Source organism: Noviherbaspirillum aerium, assembly GCF_008929045.1.
GTDB classification, from domain to species: Bacteria; Pseudomonadota; Gammaproteobacteria; order Burkholderiales; family Burkholderiaceae_D; genus Noviherbaspirillum; species Noviherbaspirillum aerium.
Genome location: NZ_VFAH01000074.1, coordinates 1 through 1241 on the forward strand (window position 1 = coordinate 1; position 1241 = coordinate 1241).

Consider the following 1241-nt stretch of genomic DNA (forward strand, 5'->3'; position numbering starts at 1 on the left):
TGGATGAAGGATGTCGTCGCCAACCAGGCCAGCACCTGCGAGCCGGAATGGGTCGATGCCGAGCATCCGCTGTTCATCCTCTACACCTCCGGCTCCACCGGCAAGCCCAAGGGCGTCCAGCATGCCTCCGGCGGCTACCTGCTGTGGGCCATGCTCACCATGAAATGGACCTTCGACATCAAGCCGTCGGACGTCTTCTGGTGCACCGCCGACATCGGCTGGGTCACCGGCCATACCTACATCGCCTACGGCCCGCTGGCCGTCGGCGCGACCCAGATCGTGTTCGAAGGCGTGCCGACCTATCCCAACGCCGGCCGCTTCTGGGACATGATCGCCCGCCACAAGGCCACCATCTTCTACACCGCGCCAACGGCCATCCGCTCGCTGATCAAGGCCGCCGACGCCGATGCCGCGGTGCATCCGAAGCAGTACGACCTGTCATCCCTGCGCCTCTTGGGTTCGGTCGGCGAGCCGATCAATCCGGAAGCCTGGATGTGGTACTACCGCAATATCGGCAACGAGAAGTGCCCGGTGGTCGACACCTTCTGGCAGACCGAGACCGGCGGCCACATGATCACGCCGCTGCCGGGCGCCACGCCGATGGTGCCGGGTTCCTGCACGCTGCCGCTGCCGGGCATCATGGCGGCGGTGGTGGACGAGACCGGCAACGACCTGCCGAACGGGCAGGGCGGCATCCTGGTGGTCAAGCGGCCATGGCCGTCGATGATCCGCACCATCTGGAACGACCCGGAGCGCTTCAAGAAGAGCTACTTCCCGGAAGAACTGGGGGGCAAGATCTACCTGGCCGGCGACGGCGCGGTGCGCAACGAGCAGACCGGTTACTTCACGATTACCGGCCGCATCGATGACGTGCTGAACGTCTCGGGCCACCGCATGGGCACGATGGAAATCGAATCGGCGCTGGTGGCCAATCCGCTGGTGGCGGAAGCGGCGGTGGTGGGCAAGCCGGACGAGACGACGGGCGAGTCGATCTGCGCGTTCGTGGTGCTGAAGCAGGCCAGGCCGAGTGGCGACGAAGCGAAGCGGATTGCCAAGGAGTTGCGCGACTGGGTGGGCAAGGAGATCGGTCCGATCGCCAAGCCGAAGGAAATCCGGTTCGGCGACAACCTGCCGAAGACGCGCTCGGGCAAGATCATGCGGCGCCTGCTGCGTGTATTGGCCAAGGGCGAACAGATCACCCAGGATGTCTCCACGCTGGAAAATCCGGCCATCCTGGATCA

Annotated in this window: 1 protein-coding gene; it reads left to right on the top strand. The window is 65.1% G+C overall.

Going from position 1 to position 1241, the window contains the following annotated elements; translation table 11 throughout:
• Positions 1–1241 (top strand): acetate--CoA ligase (locus FH061_RS30130; RefSeq protein ID WP_151639500.1); only part of this gene is annotated, 1241 nt, incomplete at both ends.